Below are 16009 nucleotides of genomic sequence, written 5' to 3'. Positions count from 1 at the left end.
ATGTGTTTGGGAATTCCCGGCCGGGTGACCCACATCTGGGAGGAGGCGGGCACCCGCATGTCGACCGTCGACTTCTCCGGGACGAGCAAAACCGTCTGCCTGGCGTATCTGCCCGACATGCAGATCGGCGAATACACGATCGTCCACGCCGGTTTCGCCATCACCCGGCTCGATGAGGAGTCCGCCAACGAGACACTGCGGATGTTCGACGAACTCGGCATCCTCGACGAAGAACTCGGGTCCGAGCCCGTCGACGAAGGGACGAGCGCATGAAGTATCTCGACGAGTTCCGTGATCCGGCGGCCGCGCGCGCCCTGGTCCGCCAGATCCGTGACCGCGCCACCACCCGCTGGACGCTCATGGAAGTGTGTGGCGGACAGACCCATTCGATCATCCGCAACGGCATCGACCAACTACTCGACGACGTCGTCGAGTTCATCCACGGTCCCGGCTGCCCGGTGTGTGTCACCCCGTTGGAGATGATCGACCGCGCTCTGCAGATCGCCGGCCGCGAGGAGGTCATCTTCTGTTCGTTCGGCGATATGCTGCGCGTCCCCGGCAGCCACGAGGACCTGTTCTCGGTGCGGGCTCGCGGAGGAGACGTGCGCGTGGTGTATTCACCGCTCGATGCCGTCCGTATCGCTGCCGACAACCCCGACAAGGAGGTGGTGTTCTTCGGAGTCGGCTTCGAGACGACCGCCCCGGCCAACGCGATGTCGGTGCTGCACGCCCAGCGACTCGGGCTGGTGAATTTCTCGATGCTGGTCTCGCACGTCCTGGTGCCCCCGGCGATGACCGCGATCCTGTCGTCGCCGACCAATCGCGTGCAGGCCTTTCTCGCCGCCGGACACGTCTGCACCGTGATGGGCATGAGCGAGTACGGCCCGCTCGTGGAGCGCTACCGGGTGCCGATCGTCGTCACCGGCTTCGAACCCCTTGATCTCCTCGAAGGTGTGCGGCAGGCCGTCGACCTCCTCGAATCCGGCACGCCCGCGTTGCGCAACGCCTACCCGCGTGCGGTCAGTCCGGCCGGCAACGGTGTGGCCCAAGAGATCCTGGCCGACGTGTTCGAGGTGACCGACCGGCAATGGCGTGGCATCGGGATGATCCCGCAGTCCGGTTGGAAGCTGTCGCGTCGGTACGCACAGTTCGACGCCGAGGTGCGCTTCGGTGTCGGCGAGGTGACGGTCGAGGAGTCGGCGGACTGCCACGCCGGAGAAGTGTTGCAGGGGTTGCTCAAACCGAACGAGTGCCCGGCGTTCGGTACGCTGTGCACACCGCGCACACCGCTGGGGGCGACAATGGTGTCCAGCGAGGGAGCCTGCGCCGCCTACTACCATTTCCGGCGGCTGTCCCTCGACACGACGGGTGCGGCGCATGTCTGAGTCGCCGGCGACCATCGACCCCGAATCCTGGTCGTGCCCACTGCCGTTGCGCGACACCGAGCGGATCGTACTCGGCCACGGTGGCGGCGGCATCCTCTCCGAAGAACTCATCGAGAACCTCTTCGTGCCCGCCTTCGGCGGACGTCACGGTCCCGCCCGCGACTCGGCGGTGCTGCCCGTCGATGGCGGCCGGATCGCCTTCACGACGGATTCCTATGTGGTGCAACCACTGTTCTTTCCCGGTGGCTGCATCGGCGACCTCGCGGTCAACGGCACCGTCAACGACCTCGCCTGCAGTGGAGCCATGCCGCTGGCGCTCAGCGCCGGGTTCATCCTCGAGGAAGGACTCGAACTCTCGGTACTCGGGCCGGTGGTGGAGGCGATGGGCGCCGCCGCACGTCTCGCGGGCGTACGCGTCGAGACCGGCGACACCAAGGTCGTCGGCCGCGGATCGGCCGATCAGCTGTTCGTGAACACCGCGGGTGTCGGGGTTGTCCCCGCCGGCGTCGACGTGTCGCCGGAACGCATCCGGCCCGACGATGTGGTCATCGTGTCGGGGCCGATCGGTGAGCACGGTGTCGCGATCCTCAGCGTTCGGGAAGGCATCGACTTCGGGTCACCCGTCGTATCCGACAGTGCCGCCTTGTGTTATCTCGTCCGTGACGCGCTGGCCGCCGGTGACGTGCACGCGCTGCGCGATCCGACCCGCGGCGGGGTGGTCGCCGCGACCACCGAACTCGCCGCAGCCGCCGGCGTCGGCATCGAACTCGACGAATCCCGGATCCCGGTCCCCGAAGCGGTCGCATCGGCGTGCGGTTTCCTCGGACTCGATCCGCTGCAGATCGCCAACGAGGGCAAGATGATCGCCGTGGTCGCCGCCGACGACGCCGACGCGGTGGTGGCTGCCATGCACGCCCGCCCGGAGGGGCAGGGCGCGACCGTGATCGGCCGGGTGGTCGCCGCGCACACGGAAATGGTCGTGGGCCGCACCGCCTTCGGTACGACGCGGGTCATCGAACGTGACCTCGGCGAACAACTGCCGCGCATCTGCTGATCGGCGGCTGTGTCCCGTCCCGCGGTGCCCGTCCACACCCTGGCGCCGGACATGGGGAAGATGGGGTGGTGGACACCTCACGGATCACGCTGAACTGTTCGATCCTGCTCACCGACCTGCCGCTGCCGCACCGGCCGCAGGCCACGCGCGACGCCGGATTCGACGCCGTCGAGTTCTGGTGGCCGTTCGCCACCGCCGTCCCCGCCGACCGTGACGTCGACGCCTTCGTCACCGCGGTCGAGGACGCCGGAGTGCGCCTCACACACCTGAACTTCGCCGCCGGGGATCTGTCGGCAGGCGAGCGTGGACTGCTGTCGCACCCGGCCACCGGCGCCGAGTTCCGTGACAGCGTCGACGTCGCGATCGGCATCGGAGCTCGACTCGGTGTCGTCGGCTTCAATGCGCTGTACGGCAACCGCATCGACGATCTGGCCATAGAGCTCCAGGACGATCTTGCAGCCGAGAACCTCGCGTTCGCCGCCCACGCGGCCGCGACCATCGGTGCCGGCATCCTCCTCGAACCCCTCAGTGCCATACCCACCTATCCGCTGACGCGGGCCGCGCACGCGATCGACGTCTGCGACAGACTCGCCCGCGACCACGGCGTTGACAACGCGGCACTGCTGGCAGACCTCTACCACCTTGCGGTCAACGGAGAGAACCTCGACGTGGTGATCGACACCGTTGCCGACCGGATCGGCCATGTTCAGATCGCCGACGTCCCGGGCCGCGGTGAACCCGGCACCGGCAGCCTGGACCTGTCCCGACCACTGGCCGCGCTCGCCGCCCGCGGCTATCCGGGATGGATCAGCCTGGAGTACACACCCACCCGTTCCGATACCTTCGACTGGGTGCCGGACTTTCCCGCATTTCGGTAACGCAGAGACGGTCTGGTGAGGGAGGAAACGATGGAGGAAACCGCATGGCGACAATAGGATTCATCGGACTCGGGGTGATGGGCAGCCCGATGGCCATCAACCTGGTCCGTGCCGGTCACACCGTCGTCGGCTACAACCGGACCCCGGCCAAAACCGCCGACCTCATCGCAGCCGGCGGTGACGCCGCCGAGTCGATCGCCGCGGCCGTCACCGGCGCCGAGTTCGTCGCGCTCAACGTCCCGGCGTCTGCCGACGTCGAGGAGGTCCTCACCGGACCCGACGGAGTCCTCGCCCACGCCGCGCCGGGCACCGTGATCGTCGACTTCTCCACCATCGATCCCGCGACCGCGATCCGCATGGCCGAAACAGCGGCAGCACAAGGCTGTTCGTTCCTCGACGCCCCGGTGTCGGGCGGGCAGGAAGGCGCGGCCGCCGGCAGCCTGTCGATCATGGTCGGCGGCAACGACGACGCCTACGAGCGCGCACTGCCGGTCCTCGACGCGGTCGGTGACACCATCGCCCACGTCGGGCCGAGTGGCAGCGGTCAGATCGTGAAGGCGGCCAACCAGCTCATCGTCGCCGCGAACATCCAGGCACTCGCCGAGGCGGTGGTCTTCCTCGAGGCCCACGACGTCGACACCTCCGTCGCCGTCGGCGTTCTCGCCGGCGGCCTGGCCGGCTCCACCGTCCTCGACCACAAGGCGCACCGCATGATCGAGCGCGACTTCGCGCCGGGCGGTCGGATCGAGCTGCACCACAAGGACCTCGGAATCGTCACGTCTGCAGCCCGCGATGCCGGTGTGGTCACCCCGGTCGGGTCACTCGTGGCGACGATGATGGCCTCAGCCCGCGCAAACGGCGACGGAGGCCTGGACCACAGTGCGCTGTTGCGAGGGGTCCTGCGTCTGTCCGGGAAGTTGGACGAGGACGCCGAGTAAGGCGAGGAGCCTCAGGGCCGACGGCCTCAGGCCCGCAACACATCCCGCGTGACCTGCATCTGACCGAGATGCTGGGCGAGTTCGTGCACCACGTGCATGATCACCCACTGCGGTGAGACGGTCGCGAGGTCGACGTCGGCTGTCGTGCCTGTCGCATCCCGAGCGGCGATGCCGTCGCGAAGGATCTGCTCGGTCCACGTGATCATGTCGGTGCGCGTGCTTCGGATACGTGCGAGGAGGTCGGGGAGTGAACCGGTCGCGTCGAACTCCGCGGCCCGTTCTCGCGGCAGGGCGAGGCCGCATCCGAAGGTTCCGAGCCACCATCGCGTCATCTCCACGCAGTGGTGGGCCACCGCATACGGCGAGTTCGACCCGTCGACGGGGAGCCGTCGGTGGACCTCGGAGTCGGTGAGTTCCTCGAGCACACCGACCATGCCGGTCCAGCACGTGTCGGCGGTGTCCAGGGCGGCAGCGGTCCACGAATCCATATCGAGGACTGTCGCACATGGCGTCACTTCGGCTGCAACGGACGCCGCCGCACCCCTCGGTCGTTCTCGCCTGTTTTCAGTCATTCTCGAAGTAGAGATTCGGCATAACCCCAGGTCGCGGTCGCTCGCTACCCACGCCAATGACTGAAAACAGGCGAGGAGAGTCGCCGGCCGTGTCACGATCCCTCTCGTGCGCATCGGAATGACGCTGCCCGTGATGGAGCCCGACCTGGACGCCGACGTCTTGCGGTCATGGGCCACGGCCATCGACGACGGACCGTTCTCGTCACTGTGTTGGGGTGAACGAATCGCCTTCGACAACCCGACACCCTGACGCTGCTCGGCGCACTCGCCGCCTGGACGAGCCGCGTACGGCTGGTGACCACGGTCGTCGTCCCGCAACTGCACGACCCGGTCATGCTGGCCAAGGCACTGGCCACCGGCGACATGCTCAGCGGCGGCCGGCTCACCGTGGGCCTGGGTATCGGCGGCCGCCACGAGGACTATCGCGCCGTGGGCGCCGACCTCGCCACCCAACGTATGCGCGTCCTCGGTGAACGTGCCCAGATAATGCGCTTGGTGTGGGCGGGGGAGAACCTCACCGGCGCCACCCGACCGGTCGGGCCGTCGCCCGTCCAGGCCGGCGGTCCCGAATTACATGTCGGGACAACGGGTCCGGCCACCATCCGCAGCGCCGCCGCCTGGGCGTCCGGTGTCGCCGGGGTGACCCTCGACCTCGATCTCACGCGGCAACGCGAACTCTTCGACATCGCACGTACCGCGTGGGCCGACGCGGGGAGGCCGCCGCCGCACCTGGCCACCTCGTTCTGGTTCGCCTTCGGCGACGGCGACGCGCCGCGCGCACAGATCCACCGACACCTGCGTCGCTACATGAACTGGATACCGGCGGAGTTCGTCGACGCGATGGCCCCGACCACCGGCTGGGCCGGGACCGAGGACGAATTGCGGGCGGTGCTGACGGCGTTCGCCGACATCGGAACCGACGAGGTCCAGCTGATTCCCACCAGCGCCGACCCCGACCAACTGCACCGAGCCGCCGAGGTGGCCGAGGACTTCCGCCTGACGTGACCGGCGCGTGACCACATGCTCGCCGGGGTGTCGACTGCGCATCAACCTCAGCCTCTCCGGTGACGGCGCCCGATGAGCGGACCATCCTCGGCTCATGTCCATCACCACCAACGACATCGTCGAATGGAACACCTCGCAGGGCACCACACATGGCACGGCTCGCGAGAAACGCACCTCCCCGTTCACGTTCGAGGGCCAGAAGTTCAACGCGTCCGATGACGAGCCCTACTGGATCGTCGAATCCGACAAGACCGGAGCGAAAGCCGCACACAAGGAGTCGTCGCTGACGAAGAAGAAGTAGCGATCGCCACGACGTACTCGCAGCATTACTGCAGGCGCCGCATCGCCCGCGCCGCGAAGTCATCGAGTGCTGCTGTCACCTCGATGGCTTGCCACATCCGGTTACGCCGGAAGCCGGTGAATTCCACCAGTACACCGGCCTCCACGAGCGGGGCGATGGCCCGGCCGGCATTTGTCGGCGAGATGCCGAGCTCGCCGGCCACCGTCTTGGTGTCCACGACCGGTTGGCGCAGAACAACATCGAGAAGCCGTTGAGCCGATGACCCACCACGAACCCGGACGATATCGCTCCAGTGACTGCGGATTCGCCGAAGCTCCGACACCAGGTCGGTTGCTTGCGCGATCGCAGACATCGCTGCGTTGGCCATCGTCTCGATGATGGGGACGACATCGCCTTCGCGATACGCATCGAGGGTGGCGAAATAGTGTCCGGTGTCGGCGAGTAGTCCTGTCGAGACCGGAATCGTGACGGTGTGGGTCATTCCGTGGTGGCGAAACATGGACTGCACCAGCGCCCGACCGGTGCGTCCGTTCCCGTCCGGAAAGGGGTGGATCGTCTCGAACTGGGCATGTGCGATTGCGGTGGCGAGCAGTGGCGGCAGATCTGTGCGGCGCGCGAAAATCAGCAGATCATCGATGAGTTGGGGCACGTATCGCGCGGCGGGTGCTACGAAGTCGGCGCCGTGTGGACCCACTCCCGAGCCACCGATCCATACCTGATCGGTGCGCCAGGCGCCGGCGATCGCCGGATCGTGGTTCTCGAGCAGTGCGCGATGCATGGCAAGAATGGTGTCGGCGTCCAATCGGTCGGCCAGCGCTATCGCCGCGCTCATCGCAGCGACGTTGCCGACGATGGCGGTCGCGTTGCGCTTCTCGGTGCTCCCGAGCTGTGCGAGGGCTATCTGTTTTGCGCCGGACGAGAGGTTTTCGATCTGGGATGACGAGGCAGACTCGGAGCGGAGCAGGATGGTGGCGAACGACGCTATCTCGCTGCCGAACTCGGCGTCGAAACGGGCGATCATCGCACTTGCCTCGGATACCAGTGTCGCCAGCGGCGCCGGGACAGCCGGAGTCTTGTCGGCGATGAGCGGCACGACGGCGGCGCGGTAGGGTCCGCGATGACGGTCCCGCTGCGCACGCGTGAGCAACTCGGCCGGAATTGTCGGTGTCCAGTCGAGGTACTCATAGTCGATGGCCGGCCACATTCGCGACGTTCACCTATCTGAACGAAATAGCTGAGAACATGCGCCCACCATACTCTCGCTTATCTGCTAAGTGAGAATAAGGAGAGACCTACCCTCACCCAGCCGGACGCATCCGGGGCCGCGGCTCGTCGTCGGGCAGGACCACCACCCGCAGGGCGGCACGGAACTTGTCGGTGGTCACCCGCCAGCCCTGCTCCTCGTGGCGGCACGCCTGCGCCTCCTCCGGATCGTCGGCCTCCTCGGCGGACTGCGCCCACGACAGATACTGCTCCTCACACGTGCGGATCAACTGCAGCATCTCCGAGCGGTCGTACCCGCAGATCTGGGCGATCTCGCGGGGACTGAGCACCGCGTTGTCGGTGTCGAGTTGCAGCACCGCCAGCAGGGTGTCCGGCAACGGATCCGAATCCTCGGCTTCGGCCGGCGAATTCGCTTCCACACCAAAGGTATCGGCGCCTGAACGCACGCGTGCGACGATGCGCGGCACGTCGTCGTCGATGAAGCCGAACCAGTCGGCCAGGCCGGCCCGCAGGTTGTCGCCGGAGAACACGGTGACGTCGATGACGCGGTGCGCGAACACCTGCCGTTGACGCAGCATCACCCGGATACCGTCGCGCGAGGTCGGTTGCGCTGCGATGTAGGGTGCCGCGACGAGGGGATCGGAGACGGAATCGGTGAGCATCGCGAACGCCACCAACCGCGGCAGATCCTCGTACACCCGCAACCACGACGGCGGCTCGGTCGGCAACACGACGTCTCCGTCGTCGTCGACCTCGATGCGTTGGCCGGTGACCTCCTCGAGCATCGAGACGACGAGAGTCCGCAGATGTTCCGGACCGTGCGGGACGACCCCGGCGCGCAGCGTGGGCTCGACGCGGGGCGGCTCGTCGGCGAGAAACGGCGCGCGCAGGAATGTCGGATGCACCGTCTCCCACACCTGACGGAAGGTGTCGGCGATGGCAGCGGCCATCTCGTCGGCGCGGGCATGTCCACCCTCGAGAATGTAGGAACCGTCGGCCAGCCGGCGCCAACCGAGTGCGCGCAGTTGCCCGACCTGGACCCGGTAGCAGTCGACGGAGGTGTGCAAGGTGAACGGGTCTAGGGTCAACCGCACCCGATGCGCCCGCGTGTACCGGATGTCGATCCGCCCGTGCGGGCCCTCCGGGATGCTGGGGTCCTGTTCGATCCAGGTGAGATCGGCGGCGGTCAGCTCACGGAGGAATGCGGCGAGTTCGGTGCGGAACTCCTGCCAGGCGTCGTCGATGGATGCATCGAAATCATTGGTGCGCATCGTTTCTCCCTCCGGTCGCGAAGGGGACGTTCCCTTCACCGATGACGATAGGGCAGGGGTACGACACTTTCGGAACGGCCGGCGTCAGCTCACCTCGGACGACACGCCCCACCTGCTCGCTAGCTCGGCGACGGGCGCTGACCACTCGCGATCGCCGTCGCCCCAGGCCACCTGGGTGACACCGGTCGCGAGATCGATGTCGGCGCGCGCCCATGCCCCCGCCACCGCACGTCCGCGCCGCAGCAACCGCAGATGCCCGTCGGCGAATGTGGTCTCACACGGCCCGTCGAACGCCGGATGGGTGTTGCGGAACCGGCACAACGCCAGCAGCGCCCCGACCACCGGGCGGCGGAGGTCCTCGGCGATCTCGGCATGTGTGTAGTGGTGACGATTGATGTCGCGGCCGACGCCGGTCCGATCGAGCAACTCCATGTCGTTGCCGCCGGCCAGCAGCCCGACGTAGTAGACCTGCGGGATGCCCGGCACGAACAACTGCAGCGCGCGGGCGCTCAGATAGCGCTCGTCGTCACGGCCGAGAGCATCGTAGAACGTCGAATTCGCCTGATAGATATCGACATTCGCAGCCGATGTGCCCGTCGCAAGGCGGCTCGTACCGCCGGTGCGACGGTGGATCTCCTCGACGAGCTCGTGGACCTGCACGGGGGTGAGCAGCCCAGGCCCCTCGACCGGGTCGGGCCCGACGTCGACGACCCCGATGCCGTCATGGGTGTCGAGCACGGTGACGGCGTTGTCGGGACGGATCTGCAGCCACCGCACCAGCGCCTGCGCATCGGCGGTGTAGAGGGTATACAACACCAATGCGGGCAGAGCGAAGTCGTAGACGCGGTCGACCGAGCGCGCGATGGCGATCTGCCGCGCGAAATGCGAGTGCACCTCGACGAGGACCTCGACACCCCGCGTGTGCGCCTTCGCCGCGAACTCGTCGATGAAGGCGATGGTCTCGGGTGTCATGAAACACGAGGTTCCCGGTGTCTTGATCGCATATCCGACGGCGTCGAGACGTAGCGCGCTCACCCCGGCATCGGTGGCCGCGTCGAGGATCGAGTCGAGGTAAGCCCGGCCCGGCGCCGACCGCACGTCGATGTCGATCTGGGCGGCGGTGAAGGTGGTCCACACGTACCGCACGCGCCCGCCGAGCGCGATGGCCGTGAACGGCAACCCGGGCCGCGGCCGGTAGATGGCCGTCAGCTGGTCCTCGGTGGCACCGTTCGGGAACACCGACGACAGGGTGAGAAACATTGGCGCATAGTCCGACTCGTTGCCGTGGGCGACGACGTCACGAAACTGTGCCGAGTCCGCCGACACGTGGTTGATGATCTGATCGGCCATCACCTCGTGCGTGGTCGCGAGGTCGGTGATGTCGGCCCAGCTCCCCAGCCGGGGGCCGACGCGGGTGTGGTCGACGGGGTCGAATCCGGCGTCGGCACCGTCGAACGGGGTGAAGAACGGCAGCACATGCACCCCGCCGAACACACCGTCGAAGGGGCCTCGCAGGAGTGCGGTGAGCCCGGCGAGGCTGCCACCGAACCGATCCGCGTACGCAATCAGATGCACCGTGTTCTGCACGACGCCAACGCTACTGGGTGACGTGCATTTGCGGCGGGAACCGGGCTCAGGCGAGGGTGGTACTCCTCACGCCTGCGTCATCGGGGTCACCACCGTCGAGGTGGCGGCAAGCAGCGCTGCGCCTCGCGCACAGACGAACTCGGCGTCGGCGGGGATGACGACGGGACAGTCGAACCGGGCGGCCACGCTGTCGGCGAGCAGCGGGAACGTCGGGGCGGTGCCGATGAGCACGACGTGGTCGGGACCGGGATCGGTGTCGCCGCAGCGCTGCAGGGCGCGCACGATCTCCGCCGCCTGCGGGCGGGCGAGGCCGTAGAGGTCGTCGAGGGTGAGCGTCACACCGTGCTGCTCGAGTCCGCGGACACCTGGTGTGACGACCTCCATGCGGGTCGACATGGTGCGCAACGTGGTTCGGACTTCCGCGCAGTGCGCTCGCACCTGGGCGAGTAGCGCCGGATGCGGCGGCACCGGGTGCCCGGCCTGCGCCGCCTTCGCCAGGACCCGATGCTCGAGACGGTCGTCGAGGTGGCACACGCCCAACCCGGGAAAGCGGTGCGCGGTGATGGTCGTTAGATGTCCCGAGCGTGGCCGACGCGCATGGGCGACCACGGCGCTGTCGTCGCGCAGGTCGCAGACGGTCACGCTATGCGCCCGGTCGAGACCGTCGCAGTGGTCCACCCATTCGAGCGCGGCGTCGGTGTCGGGAACGAGCAGCAGCGCCCGATGGTCGGCGAGTCCGGCGTCAACGAGACTGCGGTGGAACAGCGATACCTGCGGGACGGTCCAATAGGTCGGGTGCGCGATGAGCAGCCGTGCGACATGTTCGCCGACGGTGGCCTCGAGGTGCGCGACCAGGACGACGAGCAGCCGGGCGGCGAGGTCGTCGGCGAGACGGTCCGGACCGCCGGGTGCGCTCAGCGGACGTGGATCACCCAGATGGTCGACGAAGTGGCGGTAGGTGGCATCGGCGTGACGCCGATCGGGCAGGGCTGCGGCGGTGTGCGCGGGCCAGCGCAGCGCGGCCGGGAAGGTGTACTGCGAGTCGATCCGGACGGAACCGACAGATCGGTCGGCGGTGGCCGTTCGGCCGCCGGAAGACGTGTCGCGAATGACCGCAACGCGCACGTGGTCGGATTGGAGATGAAGCCCGACAACCACACTCATGATCAACCTCCGCAGACGCCGGTGGAACGTCGGTGGGCACGGAAGTGGCTCACCAGAATCCACGATGCGCTTGTGGCCTGGTGAGCCGCTGACGACATCGTGAGGATTGCCTGGCAGACAGGTTGCGGATTGGGCACGAGCGCGCCCCCAACCATCGGCCGGGGGCGCGCTCGTCGATCGGTCAGTGTGCTCAGCCGAGCTGGGCGGCCACGATCTGGCTCTCGAATTGCGGATGCGTGGACAACCATTCGGTCACCGCGCCGTCGGGATTGTTGCCGCCGTACTTCTGGGTCATCAGATTTTCCAGCTCCGACAGGTCGGCGTCGGGGACGACGAGATTCTTGAACAGCTGCGCGGCCTTGGGTGCCTTCTCACCGAAGCCCTTGGTGGCGAAGTTCCACAGGCCTTCCTTGCCGCCGAGCGCGCCCTTCGGGTCCTGCAGGTCACGGATCTTGAACGCGGAGTAAGCCCAATGGGGCTTCCACAGGGTGACCGCGACGTTGGTGTTGTCGGCTTCGGCCTTGCGGATCGAGGCGAGCATCGCCGCGGTGGACGAGGTGGTGAAGGTGAGATCCTGCAGACCGTACGCCGGGATCACCTTGTCCTTGACGATCGCGGTCTCACCGGCGCCGGGCTCGATGCCGACGAGGGTGTTGTTGTACTGCGACGCCATCGATTTCAGGTCGCCGATCGACTGCGCGGGCGACGAATCGTTGACGGCGATGGTCAGTTTCGCGTTGTCGTACCAGCAGCCGAGCGGTTCGAGCTGGTCGCCGTAGCGGTCGATGTAGGTTTTGTGCGTGCTCGGCAACCACACATCGGTGAGCACGTCGACGTCACCCTTGGACGCCGCGGTGAAAGCGGCTGCCGCGTCGAGGGTTTTGACGTCGGCGGTGTAGCCGTTGCGTTGCAGGATGTTCTTCATCAGGTAGGCGGTGGCCGTCGACTCGTCCCATCCGCTGAACGCACCGATGGTGACGTTGGTGTCGTTGCCGGCGCCGAGGCTGCCCGCGGGTGCCTTGCCCTGCGTCAGCGAGCAATTCGCGTACTTCGACGCGAGATCGTTGGTGGCGCTGGTGGTGCCGCCGGAGCCGCTGTCGGAGTTCGAGTTCGACGCACCACAGCCGCTCAGCGCCAGCGCGCCGACCGTCACCACGGCGGCGAGCACCCCGAGCTTTCTCGTCATCTTTCTCATCTCTACCTACCCTCTTTCCCTACTTCACTTCACTACTTCACGGTCTCGGGTGTTCAGAGTTGTGCGACGCGGCCGCGGTTACCGATCGCCGAACTCAGCCGGTCGAGGTAGACGGCGATGATCACCACGGCCAGACCGGCTTCGGAACCGAGTGAGAGGTTGAGCGTCTGCAACGCCTCGTTGACCTGGCCGCCGAGCCCGCCGGCACCGGCGAACCCGGCGATGACGACCATCGACAGTGCCAGCATGATGACCTGATTGATACCTGCCATGATCGTGGGCATGGCCAATGGGATCTGGATCTGGCCGAGGATGCGGGCCGGGCTGGAGCCGAAAGCCTGTCCGGCCTCGACCACTTCGGGATCGACCTGACGGATCGCCAACTCGGTCAAGCGGATACCCGGGGGCATGGCGAAGATCAGTGTCGACACCACACCCGGAGTGGGGCCGATGCCGAACACGATGATCACCGGGACCAGATAGACCAGCCCGGGCAGCGTCTGCATCAGGTCGAGAACGGGGCGCACGATCGACGAGACCACCCGGCTGCGGGCGGCGAGGATACCGATAGGCAACGCGATGATCAGCGCGATGATCACCGAGACCAGCACCAGTGCAATGGTGTTCATCGCGTTGACCCACTGGTCGAAGGCGCGGATGAAGTAGAAGCCGATCACCGCGAAGATCGCGAGCTTCCACCCCTGCCGCCACCCGGCGGCCAGCAACGCCAGCGCCGCGAAGATCACGATCATCACGTAGTACGGCGGACTCGACAACACTGTGTTGAACGCATCGTAGAGACCGGTGATCACCGTCTTGATGGCGTCGAACAGCCAACCGGCATGGTCGGTCAGCCAATTGAAGGCGGACTCGATGGCGTCGCCGACGTGGATGCGCGGGTTGACGAAGCTCATGCGTTGTCCTCCTCACGCGGGGCGAGCGCAGCCAGCAGGCTGGTCCGCGGGATCACCCCGCGCAACCGGCCGTCGTCGTCGGTCACCACCAGCGGGACCACGGATTGTGCTGACGGAGCGAACAATTCCGCGATCGGGGTCGAAGCGTTGACCCGGACCAGCGAGTCGGTGCGCACGAGTGGCCGCAGATCCGGCGGGTCGTCGGGCATGGTGGCGATGTCGTCGTCGGTGAGATAGCCCAACAGTCGGCCGTCGTCGGTGACCAGGGCGCGATCGGTCTGGTGGTGACGCATCGCGATGATCGCCTCCTGCGGTTCGGCGGTGACGGGCAGTGTCACCTGCGCGGGTTGCAGCACCGACGCGGCGGTGAGCACGCGGGTGCGGTCGACCTCGGCGGTGAACTTGGCGACGTAGTCGTTGGCGGGCTCGGTGAGAATCTGTTCGGCCGAACCGATCTGGACGATCCGACCGGATCGCATGACGGCGATCCGGTCGCCGACGTACATCGCCTCGTTGAGATCATGGGTGATGAACACGATCGTCTTGCCCAGGCACGCCTGCAATTCGACGAGTTGATCCTGCATCTCCCGGCGGATCAGCGGGTCGAGTGCTGAAAAGGCCTCGTCCATCAACAGAATCGGGGTCTCGGCGGCCAGCGCACGCGCCAATCCGACGCGCTGTTGCATACCGCCGGACAACTGGCGGGGATAACGGTCGCCCCACCCGTGCAGACCGACCGTCTCGAGCCAGTGGTCGGCGCGCTCGAGCCGCTCGGCCTTGGCAATTCCCTTTTCCCGCAATGCATAGGCGGCGTTATCGCGGACGCTGCGGTGCGGCAGGAGCGCAAAGTGCTGGAACACCATGGAAATCGAGTCGCGGCGGATCTGCCGCAGGTGCTTGTCGTTCACCGCGGCGAGATCGATATCGCCGACGAACACCGAACCGGCCGACGGCTTCCACAGTCCGTTGAGGGTGCGGATCAACGTCGACTTGCCCGATCCGGACAACCCCATCACGACGAAGATCTCGCCGGGCGCGACATCGAAGGTGGCGTCGATGACCGCGGCGGTACCGAGGTCCTTCACGTCGTCGGCGTCGGCGCCCTCGCGGAGGCGCTTGACGGCCTCGTCGGGTCGGCGTCCGAACACCTTGTAGACATGTTCGGCGCGTAGCGCGGGCCCGGCTGCGGACGCGGTGGTCGCGCTGTCGGTCTCGGGCGAGATGGTCACCTCTCCTCCTTCCAGCAGGCACCCAGGCGTTGCGCATCACGCAACAATCTGTGCTCGTGGCAATTGCGGCACCCTTTTGGTCACCCTAAACAGAAGCTGTGTGGCGCATGGGCGGTACTCGGAAATGAACGGCCGGCGACTGCACTGTCGGTTTTGTCGGACATCGGGGAATGCGGCGCCGCGCGCTGTCGTCCGAACATACGAACGCGGCCACGCCCCCGGGATGATCGGCCGGCCGCAGAGGCGGCGCACTGTTGGGCTCCGAGCCTGCGCCGCAGGATCTTTCAAGGAGACATGATGCGACTTGCCCGGGTGATGCTCACTCTTGGTTGTGCGGCACTGCTCACCGCGACGGCGGCGTGCTCGTCGGTGAATGGTTCGGCCTCCGGGGAGCATGGTTCTGGCGCTGACTCGACTGCGTCGTCGAGTGCGGCGCCACTGGTGGTCAACGCGACGCTCGGCAAGGTGTGGAGCCCCTATCAAAAGGGATACGGCGAGGTCCGACCGTCGGAGATCTTCAACGGCGGCGATCCCACGGGCCTGGTGAGCAACGTGGTGTGGTCGTCGTGGGGCGGCCCGCAGGCCACCGGAACCGGCTCGGCCCTGTACGGAGGCTCCGGTGAGATCGTTGCCGAACAACATGCCGAACAAGCCACCGTCGTCGCCTTCAATCTCGGTACCTGCGACGGAGCACAGCGGTATCAGGCCATCGAATGGTTCTTCCCACAGCACGGCGAACACTTCGACCCGAGCCGCTACATCAACATCTGCTCAGGCGACTACGTCGACCCGGGTTCGCCCGACACCGGCTCATCGACAGCCGCCACCAGCACTGCCGCATCGGGTTCCGGTGCCTGGTCCGGGGATCAGCTGACGATCACGCCCACGTCACTGGGGGTGGTCAAGGTTGGCATGTCGGTGCAAGCAGCCGCTGCAGCAACGGGATTGACGTTCCAGGTCAAGGGCGACGGAGCGCGCGGTCCCGCCATGAACAGGCAGAACGAACTCTACGTCGACGGCGATCCCGTCCGGTGCGTGGTGGCCTCCGGTACCAGCGCCACCGGTCCTGCGGTCACCACCGAGAAGGGTGTCGGACTCGGCGACCCGCAAAGCGCTGTGACCGCCGCATACCCTGACGCCCAACCGATTCCGCAGAACGGTCCCTTCGCCCGGCCCGGATACTTCGCCACAGTCCCCGGTGGACAACTCTCGTTCACCATCAGCAACGGCGTCGTCAGCCGGATCGCCGGCGGAGCGGACGTCACCTCGCCGAACTGCTCGGTCTGAGAGCA

15 protein-coding genes and 1 pseudogene are annotated in these 16009 nt (G+C 66.9%); 8 read left to right on the top strand and 8 right to left on the bottom strand.

Annotation, left to right across the window (positions count from 1 at the left end):
* From P3L18_RS08195 to P3L18_RS08175, 5 genes are all read left to right on the top strand, one after another.
* Positions 1-273 carry a HypC/HybG/HupF family hydrogenase formation chaperone gene (locus P3L18_RS08195; RefSeq protein ID WP_006368957.1) on the top strand — a complete coding sequence of 91 codons (273 nt, stop codon included), beginning with the start codon at positions 1-3 and terminating at the stop codon, positions 271-273.
* Positions 270-1385 carry a hydrogenase formation protein HypD gene (gene hypD / locus P3L18_RS08190; protein ID WP_006368958.1) on the top strand — a complete coding sequence of 372 codons (1116 nt, stop codon included), beginning with the start codon at positions 270-272 and terminating at the stop codon, positions 1383-1385. Before P3L18_RS08195 ends, hypD begins: the two co-directional genes overlap by 4 nt.
* A complete protein-coding gene (gene hypE / locus P3L18_RS08185) occupies positions 1378-2439 on the top strand; it encodes a hydrogenase expression/formation protein HypE (RefSeq protein WP_276113830.1) in 1062 nt (353 codons plus the stop codon). The genes hypD and hypE overlap by 8 nt, the downstream gene beginning before the upstream one ends.
* A gap of 65 nt (positions 2440-2504) precedes the next feature.
* On the top strand, positions 2505-3317 hold the full coding sequence (locus P3L18_RS08180; protein ID WP_079928528.1) for a TIM barrel protein: 813 nt from the start codon (positions 2505-2507) through the stop codon (positions 3315-3317).
* A 44-nt stretch (positions 3318-3361) separates the two neighbouring features.
* Positions 3362-4255 carry an NAD(P)-binding domain-containing protein gene (locus tag P3L18_RS08175; protein ID WP_079928526.1) on the top strand — a complete coding sequence of 298 codons (894 nt, stop codon included), beginning with the start codon at positions 3362-3364 and terminating at the stop codon, positions 4253-4255.
* Positions 4256-4281: 26 nt separating this feature from the next.
* On the opposite strand, the gene P3L18_RS08170 is transcribed toward P3L18_RS08175, so the two are convergent.
* The gene (locus P3L18_RS08170; protein WP_276113829.1) at positions 4282-4743 is read right to left on the bottom strand and encodes a DinB family protein; all 462 of its coding nucleotides are present in this window, start codon (positions 4741-4743) and stop codon (positions 4282-4284) included.
* A 202-nt stretch (positions 4744-4945) separates the two neighbouring features.
* On the opposite strand from P3L18_RS08170, the pseudogene P3L18_RS08165 reads away from it, so the two are divergent.
* Positions 4946-5832: pseudogene (locus tag P3L18_RS08165) on the top strand (LLM class flavin-dependent oxidoreductase).
* 94 nt (positions 5833-5926) lie between these two features.
* A complete protein-coding gene (locus P3L18_RS08160; RefSeq protein WP_079928521.1) occupies positions 5927-6133 on the top strand; it encodes a DUF2945 domain-containing protein in 207 nt (68 codons plus the stop codon).
* Between the two features lie 25 nt (positions 6134-6158).
* Here P3L18_RS08160 and P3L18_RS08155 read toward each other — a convergent pair whose 3' ends face one another.
* From P3L18_RS08155 to P3L18_RS08125, 7 genes are all read right to left on the bottom strand, one after another.
* The gene (locus tag P3L18_RS08155) at positions 6159-7337 is read right to left on the bottom strand and encodes a Fic family protein (protein ID WP_276113828.1); all 1179 of its coding nucleotides are present in this window, start codon (positions 7335-7337) and stop codon (positions 6159-6161) included.
* 94 nt (positions 7338-7431) lie between these two features.
* The gene (locus P3L18_RS08150; RefSeq protein WP_276113827.1) at positions 7432-8628 is read right to left on the bottom strand and encodes a hypothetical protein; all 1197 of its coding nucleotides are present in this window, start codon (positions 8626-8628) and stop codon (positions 7432-7434) included.
* Between the two features lie 84 nt (positions 8629-8712).
* Entirely contained in the window at positions 8713-10215 is a 1503-nt protein-coding gene (gene gtfA / locus P3L18_RS08145) for a sucrose phosphorylase (protein WP_276113826.1), read from the bottom strand.
* 66 nt (positions 10216-10281) lie between these two features.
* Positions 10282-11379, bottom strand: a complete 1098-nt coding sequence (locus P3L18_RS08140; RefSeq protein WP_276113825.1) for a molecular chaperone — start codon at positions 11377-11379, stop codon at positions 10282-10284.
* Between the two features lie 190 nt (positions 11380-11569).
* Complete coding sequence (locus P3L18_RS08135; RefSeq protein WP_253193846.1) at positions 11570-12565, bottom strand: glycine betaine ABC transporter substrate-binding protein; 996 nt, start codon at positions 12563-12565, stop codon at positions 11570-11572.
* A gap of 62 nt (positions 12566-12627) precedes the next feature.
* A complete protein-coding gene (locus P3L18_RS08130) occupies positions 12628-13488 on the bottom strand; it encodes an ABC transporter permease subunit (protein WP_020172845.1) in 861 nt (286 codons plus the stop codon).
* Positions 13485-14717, bottom strand: a complete 1233-nt coding sequence (locus P3L18_RS08125; protein ID WP_276113824.1) for a glycine betaine/L-proline ABC transporter ATP-binding protein — start codon at positions 14715-14717, stop codon at positions 13485-13487. Before P3L18_RS08125 ends, P3L18_RS08130 begins: the two co-directional genes overlap by 4 nt.
* A gap of 294 nt (positions 14718-15011) precedes the next feature.
* Here P3L18_RS08125 and P3L18_RS08120 point away from each other — a divergent pair, with 294 nt between their 5' ends.
* The gene (locus P3L18_RS08120) at positions 15012-16004 is read left to right on the top strand and encodes a hypothetical protein (RefSeq protein WP_253193845.1); all 993 of its coding nucleotides are present in this window, start codon (positions 15012-15014) and stop codon (positions 16002-16004) included.
* The last annotated feature ends 5 nt before the right edge of the window (positions 16005-16009 follow it).

Source organism: Gordonia sp. N1V, from assembly GCF_029269935.1.
Taxonomy (GTDB): Bacteria; Actinomycetota; Actinomycetes; order Mycobacteriales; family Mycobacteriaceae; genus Gordonia; species Gordonia polyisoprenivorans.
Note: the sequence above shows the minus strand (reverse complement) of the source record. Positions and strands in the feature narration are given on the sequence as shown.

Bases quoted from the DNA above. Each gene is read 5' to 3' on its own strand.
- P3L18_RS08120 (WP_253193845.1), top strand. From the start codon at position 15,012: ATGATGCGACTTGCCCGGGTGATGCTCACTCTTGGTTGTGCGGCACTG.
- P3L18_RS08140 (WP_276113825.1), bottom strand. From the start codon at position 11,379: ATGAGTGTGGTTGTCGGGCTTCATCTCCAATCCGACCACGTGCGCGTT.
- P3L18_RS08150 (WP_276113827.1), bottom strand. From the start codon at position 8,628: ATGCGCACCAATGATTTCGATGCATCCATCGACGACGCCTGGCAGGAG.
- P3L18_RS08160 (WP_079928521.1), top strand. From the start codon at position 5,927: ATGTCCATCACCACCAACGACATCGTCGAATGGAACACCTCGCAGGGC.
- P3L18_RS08175 (WP_079928526.1), top strand. From the start codon at position 3,362: ATGGCGACAATAGGATTCATCGGACTCGGGGTGATGGGCAGCCCGATG.
- hypE (WP_276113830.1), top strand. From the start codon at position 1,378: ATGTCTGAGTCGCCGGCGACCATCGACCCCGAATCCTGGTCGTGCCCA.
- P3L18_RS08130 (WP_020172845.1), bottom strand. From the start codon at position 13,488: ATGAGCTTCGTCAACCCGCGCATCCACGTCGGCGACGCCATCGAGTCC.
- P3L18_RS08195 (WP_006368957.1), top strand. From the start codon at position 1: ATGTGTTTGGGAATTCCCGGCCGGGTGACCCACATCTGGGAGGAGGCG.
- hypD (WP_006368958.1), top strand. From the start codon at position 270: ATGAAGTATCTCGACGAGTTCCGTGATCCGGCGGCCGCGCGCGCCCTG.
- P3L18_RS08170 (WP_276113829.1), bottom strand. From the start codon at position 4,743: ATGGATTCGTGGACCGCTGCCGCCCTGGACACCGCCGACACGTGCTGG.
- P3L18_RS08135 (WP_253193846.1), bottom strand. From the start codon at position 12,565: ATGACGAGAAAGCTCGGGGTGCTCGCCGCCGTGGTGACGGTCGGCGCG.
- P3L18_RS08155 (WP_276113828.1), bottom strand. From the start codon at position 7,337: ATGTGGCCGGCCATCGACTATGAGTACCTCGACTGGACACCGACAATT.